The organism is Promicromonospora kroppenstedtii DSM 19349, from assembly GCF_000515355.1.
Classification (GTDB): Bacteria; Actinomycetota; Actinomycetes; order Actinomycetales; family Cellulomonadaceae; genus Promicromonospora; species Promicromonospora kroppenstedtii.
Genome location: NZ_KI911764.1, coordinates 3,339 through 8,575, shown reverse-complemented (window position 1 = coordinate 8,575; position 5,237 = coordinate 3,339). Strand labels below are relative to the sequence as shown.

General features: G+C 72.2%; 6 protein-coding genes. 3 read left to right on the top strand and 3 right to left on the bottom strand.

Annotated elements, in window-relative coordinates:
• A partial coding sequence (locus PROKR_RS29370; RefSeq protein ID WP_036971258.1) for an anti-sigma factor occupies positions 1 to 449 on the top strand: 449 nt, incomplete at its 5' end.
• 98 nt (positions 450 to 547) lie between these two features.
• Here PROKR_RS29370 and PROKR_RS29365 read toward each other — a convergent pair.
• Positions 548 to 1,228, bottom strand: coding sequence for a fasciclin domain-containing protein (locus PROKR_RS29365; protein WP_036971256.1), 681 nt, complete (start codon positions 1,226 to 1,228; stop codon positions 548 to 550).
• Between the two features lie 163 nt (positions 1,229 to 1,391).
• Between PROKR_RS29365 and PROKR_RS29360 the strand changes: the two genes are divergently transcribed.
• The gene (locus PROKR_RS29360) at positions 1,392 to 3,206 is read left to right on the top strand and encodes a cytochrome c biogenesis protein CcdA (protein WP_036971253.1); all 1,815 of its coding nucleotides are present in this window, start codon (positions 1,392 to 1,394) and stop codon (positions 3,204 to 3,206) included.
• A gap of 64 nt (positions 3,207 to 3,270) precedes the next feature.
• On the opposite strand, the gene PROKR_RS29355 is transcribed toward PROKR_RS29360, so the two are convergent.
• A complete protein-coding gene (locus tag PROKR_RS29355; protein ID WP_245606024.1) occupies positions 3,271 to 3,687 on the bottom strand; it encodes a PaaI family thioesterase in 417 nt (138 codons plus the stop codon).
• Between the two features lie 61 nt (positions 3,688 to 3,748).
• On the opposite strand from PROKR_RS29355, the gene PROKR_RS29350 reads away from it, so the two are divergent.
• Positions 3,749 to 4,321, top strand: a complete 573-nt coding sequence (locus PROKR_RS29350; protein ID WP_036971248.1) for a TetR/AcrR family transcriptional regulator — start codon at positions 3,749 to 3,751, stop codon at positions 4,319 to 4,321.
• 5 nt (positions 4,322 to 4,326) lie between these two features.
• Here the strand turns inward: PROKR_RS29350 and PROKR_RS29345 are convergent.
• The coding region (locus PROKR_RS29345; protein WP_036971245.1) for a DNA alkylation repair protein at positions 4,327 to 5,237 on the bottom strand (911 nt) is incomplete at its 5' end.

Here is a 5,237-nt window from a genome sequence, read left to right as displayed (position 1 = left end):
GGCGTCGCCGGCGCTGGGGCACGGCTCTGACCGCGGTCGCCGCGGCGGCCGCCATCGCCGTGCCGACGACGGTCGCCGTGCGGGTGACCGTCGAGCGCGACCGGCTGCGTGAGCAGGCCCAGGTGGTCTCCGAGATGCTGGCCGACCCGGACAGCTCGGTGCTGCGGGCCTCCGTCGAGGGTGGCGGCGAGGCGTCCGTGCTGGTCTCGGGCGACGACATGTTCTTCCACGCCGAAGGGCTCCCTGAGCTCGACCCGGACAAGGCGTACCAGCTCTGGGTGGTGGAGGGTGACGGCAGCGTCTCCTCGGCGGGCCTGCTCGCGCTCCGGGGCGACCAGGCGACCGCTCTCGTCCAGGGGGAGCACGGCGTGGGCATGGCCGTGTCGGTCGAGCCGGCGTCGGGTTCCGAGGAGCCCACGACCGCGCCGATCGTGGTGCTGGGGGCCTGACCCCGCTCGTCCGGAACGACGAGCGAGCACAACGAGCACGCACCAGAGAGGGCGCCCGTCCGGCTGGACGGGCGCCCTCTCTGGTTACCACCGGCGGATCACATCGGGGGCATGAGCACCGAGTCGATCAGGTAGACGGTCGCGTTCTGCGTCATCACGCCACCGCAGATCACGTTCGCGTCGTTCACCTTGAGCTCGTCGCCGCTGCCGGAGACCTCGACGGTCTCGCCCTGCACGGTGGTCTGCTCGCCGACCACCTGGTCGGGCGTGAGCTGGCCGGGCACCACGTGGTACGTGAGGATCGAGCTCAGCAGGTCGGCGTCCGTGGACAGGGTGTCCATGGTCTCGGCGTCGATCGCCTTGAAGGCATCGTCCACCGGAGCGAACACGGTGAACTCGTCACCGTTCAGCGTGTCCACGAGGTTCACGTCGGGGTTGACCTCACCGCTGACGGCCGACACCAGCGTGGTCAGCAGCGGGTTGTTGGAGGCTGCGACGGCCACCGGGTCGGTGGACATGCCGGTGACCGAACCGGGGCCGTCCGGCACCTGCTCGGCGTAGTCGGCGCAGCCCGGGCCCACGAGGTTCGCGGCCGGGTCGGCCATGGCGTCGTCCTCGGCGGTCTCCTCGTCCATGGGCTCGGTGGTCTCTTCGGACGCCGTCGTCTCTTCCGATCCGGTGTCCCCGCCCGACGAGTCCATGCTGCAGGCCGAGAGGCCGAGCATGGCCAGCGTGGCGATACCGGCGACGGCGTAGGACGTGCGGGTTCGAGCGTTCATCGGTCTCTCCTCGGTGTGGCGTCACCCCGCGTCTCACGGGGCGTCTTGACCGGGGTTCGGAGCCGTCGGCTCCCCGGATGGGGGTCACGGCGCACGAGTTTTCTCCGGTGCCCGGTCTGCGGCCCGCACCCATCCGGAACGGGCCGTGTGCCGAACCCGCCACATGGGAACCCTCATCGTCATCGGCCTTCTCGGCGGCCTGATCACAGGTATCTCGCCATGCATCCTCCCCATGCTCCCGGCCATCTTCTTCGCGGGCGGAGTGCAGGGGGCGCGTGACCGGCGCGGCGTCGCTGCCCGGTCCACGGGGTCCTCGGGCCCGGGAGGGGGCGGGGTCGCCACCGCGACGCCGGACACCGCCGTCCGCACCCGGCCGTCCCTGCGCCCCTACATCGTGATCGCGGGCCTGGTCCTGAGCTTCAGCTTCTTCACGCTGCTGGGCTCCCTGCTGCTGTCCGCGCTCGGGTTGCCGCAGGACCTGCTGCGCTGGGCGGGGATCATCCTGCTCGTGCTGCTCGGCATCGGCATGATCGTGCCCCGGTTCGAGATGATCCTGGAGCGGCCCTTCCAGCGGATCGCCGCGTTCGGGGCCAAGCGCGGGGCGGCGCGGCAGGACCGGGGCGCGTTCATCCTCGGTCTCGGCCTCGGCGTGCTCTACGTGCCGTGCGCCGGCCCGGTGCTCGCGGCGATCACGGTCGCCGGAGCGACGGGCAACATCGGGGTCGAGACGGTGGCGCTGACCGTGTCGTTCGCCGTCGGCGCCGCGCTCCCGCTGCTCCTGTTCGCCCTGGCCGGACGCCGGATCGCCGAGCGCGTGCAGGCCTTCCAGCGGCACACCAAGGCCATCCGCACCGGCGGCGGCATCGTCGTCATCCTCCTGGCGATCGCCCTGGCGTTCAACGTGCCCGCCGCGATCCAGCGGCTGCTGCCGGACTACACGGGAGCGCTCCAGCAGCGCATCGACTCCTCGGAGACGGTGCGCGAGGCGCTCGACCTCGGCGGCATCGTGACCGACGAGAACCGCGAGCTGTCCAACTGCTCGAACGGCGCCCCGGAGCTGGAGGACTGCGGCACCGCGCCCGAGATCCGTGGCATCGACAAGTGGCTGAACACGCCGGACGGCAAGGCGCTCCAGCTCGAGGCGATGCGCGGCGAGGTCGTGCTCGTCGACTTCTGGACATACTCCTGCATCAACTGCCAGCGGTCCATCCCGCACATCAACGCCTGGTACGACAGGTACGCCGACGTCGGCAAGGGCTTCGAGGTGATCGGCGTGCACACGCCGGAGTTCGCCTTCGAGCGCGAGACCCGCAACGTGATCGAGGGCGCGAAGGACCTCGGCGTGACGTACCCGATCGCCCAGGACAACTCGTACGCGACCTGGACCGCGTACCGGAACCGCTACTGGCCCGCGCAGTACCTGATCGACGCCGACGGCACGGTGCGGCACATCCGCCTGGGCGAGGGCGGGTACCAGGACACCGAGAACCTGATCCGCGAGCTCCTCGCCGACGCCAATCCCGGCGTCGACCTGCCCGGCGCGACCACGGTGCAGGACGCGACACCGCTCGACGAGATCACGCCCGAGACCTACTTCTCCATCAAGCGCGTCATCAACTACACCGGTGAGCCGCGGTACGCGGCGGGCCGCAAGGAGTTCACGCTCGCCGGCGAGCAGAAGCAGGACACGTTCTCGCTGGGCGGCACGTGGAACGTCGACTTCGAGGGCGCGGAGGCCGTGTCCGACGACGCCCGCGTGCGCCTCGCCTACCGCTCGACCGACGTCTTCGTGGTGCTCGGGGGCGAGGGGACCGTCCAGGCAACGGTCACCGCCGACGGCCAGGAGGAGACGCGGAGCATCGACGTCTCCGGGAACCCGCGGCTCTACCCGGTCCTGGAGGGCGCCGAGGCCACCGAGGGACTGGTCGACCTCCAGGTCCCGGCGGGCGTGCAGGTCTTCACCATGACGTTCGGCTGATGTCCGCGCCGCCGTGACAGCACCGGACCGGGCGGGCGCAGGGGGCTCGCCCGGTCCGGTGCTGTCACGCCGGGTGGACCAGCCGCACGGTCTGGAGCACGTGCACGCACAGCTCGCCGGTCTCGTCGATCACCCTGACCTCGACGAGCACCTGGCGGCTGCTCGCCCGGACCGGTACGGCGGTGGCGGTCGCCTCGCCGGTGACGGGGCGCAGGAAGTGCGTGGTGGAGTCGACGGTCGCGGGCAGCGCGCCCGGTGCGCCGTTGACCGACGCGCAGACGGCTGCGACCCCGTCGGCGAGCCCCATCAGGGCCCCGCCGTGCAGGCCGCCGCCTACCGTGGACAGCGGCTGCGAGTACGGCAGCCGCCCGACGACGGCCTCCGGCGTGATCCGGTCGAGCTCGACGCCGAGCGTCCTGACGAACGGTGCAGCCGCATAGACGTCGTCCGCGGTCGGTGTCATGAGGTTCCTCTCGGTCATGGTTGTAGAGACGTCTCTCTAGAGACGGAACTCTAGTGACGGGCTGCAGTACCGTCAACGCATGGCCCGGCCTACCCACGACACCTCGACGATCCTCGACGCCGCGGGCCGGATCCTCGGCGAGGGCGGGCCGGCGAAGGTCACCATGGCGGCGGTCATCCGCGAGGCCGGCGTGCCCAGCGGTTCGCTCTACTACCGGTTCCCTGACCGGCCCGCCCTGCTCGCGGCCCTGTGGAACGGTGCCATCGAGAGCTACCACCGCGATGCGTACCCGCTGTTCGAGGGGGATCCGGTCGAGGCGGCGGCCGCGCTCGCCGCGTACACCGTGCGATGGTGCCAGGCCGAGCCCGCCCATGCGCACGCGCTCCTCGCGGGCCGTGCGCGGTTCGAGGCCGAGGCCTGGCCCGAGGCCGCCCGGGACACGGAGGCGACGGAGAGCGCACGCTGGAACGACGCGATCCGTGGGCTGACCCGGCGGGTCCGTGCGGAGACCTCGGTCTCGACCACGGAGCTGCTCCTGGTCGTGGTCGACCTGCCCTACGCCGCGGTGCGGCGGTACCTGAGCTCCGGCAGGCCGATCCCGGCGGACCTCGCGGACGTGGTCGCCGGGATCGTCCGGACGTCACTGCGCTGAGCGGCTCAGTCGGCCGCGGGCGCGTCCAGCTCGAACACCGCAGGGTCGGTCGCGACGCCGTTGACCTGGAGCGTCACCGCATGCGGCCCCGGGTAGTAGCGGCGTGTGGTGATGGGCCGGAACGAGTGCTCCCGGCTGAGCTCCACCTGTTCGCCGGGGGCCAGCGTCCGGGTGGTCAGCTTGAAGGTCTTGGCGGTCTGCGAGCCGTTGGCCTTCTGGTGGTGCACCACGTAGTCGATCGCCAGCCGCGCCTCGTCGGCGCCGACGTTGCGCACCGCGGCCGTGAACCTGACCGTGCCGCCGAACGGCACGCGGGCGACGTCGAGCAGCGGCCCGTCGATCTCCAGGGTCGCCGGGCCGAACCCGAGCAGCGCGAGCGCGTCCGGGGCGCCGCGCTTGACCAGCGTGCGCAGGGCATGCCGGACCAGGCCCGGCGTCGTCGGCGTGGGGTCGTCGAGCCAGCGCGCCGCCGTGGCGACCACCAGCTCCGGGTGGTCCCGGCTGAGGTCGTTCAGGTGGTTGGCGACCGACCGGCGCACGTACTCGCTCTCGTCCCGGTACAGGGCGTCGAGCACCGGGACGGTCACCCCGGGCCGGGCCAGGATCTCCGGCACCCGGACCGACCAGGGCAGGTACGGGCGGGTGCCCTCGCTGGCCAGGCGGCGCACGTCGACGTCGTCCGAGCCCGCCCAGGCCGTCGCCGTGGCGAGGGCGCGGTCCAGGTCGTGCCGCAGCAGGGTGCGGACGGCGAACTCCGCGGTGAGCCGGCCGGTCAGCTCGGCCAGCAGCGTCATCGCGTCGTCGAAGGCCGCGTCCGTGCCCTCGTCGACGGCGCGGGACGCGACGGCGCTCGTGACCGGCCAGACGAGCCAGCCCCCGAACGGCTCCGCGCCGTCGCGTGCGGCGCGCACCACCC

Excerpts from the sequence above, each read along its gene's own strand:
- PROKR_RS29365 (WP_036971256.1), bottom strand. The coding sequence starts at position 1,228 with ATGAACGCTCGAACCCGCACGTCCTACGCCGTCGCCGGTATCGCCACG.
- PROKR_RS29350 (WP_036971248.1), top strand. The coding sequence starts at position 3,749 with ATGGCCCGGCCTACCCACGACACCTCGACGATCCTCGACGCCGCGGGC.
- PROKR_RS29360 (WP_036971253.1), top strand. The coding sequence starts at position 1,392 with ATGGGAACCCTCATCGTCATCGGCCTTCTCGGCGGCCTGATCACAGGT.
- PROKR_RS29355 (WP_245606024.1), bottom strand. The coding sequence starts at position 3,687 with ATGACCGAGAGGAACCTCATGACACCGACCGCGGACGACGTCTATGCG.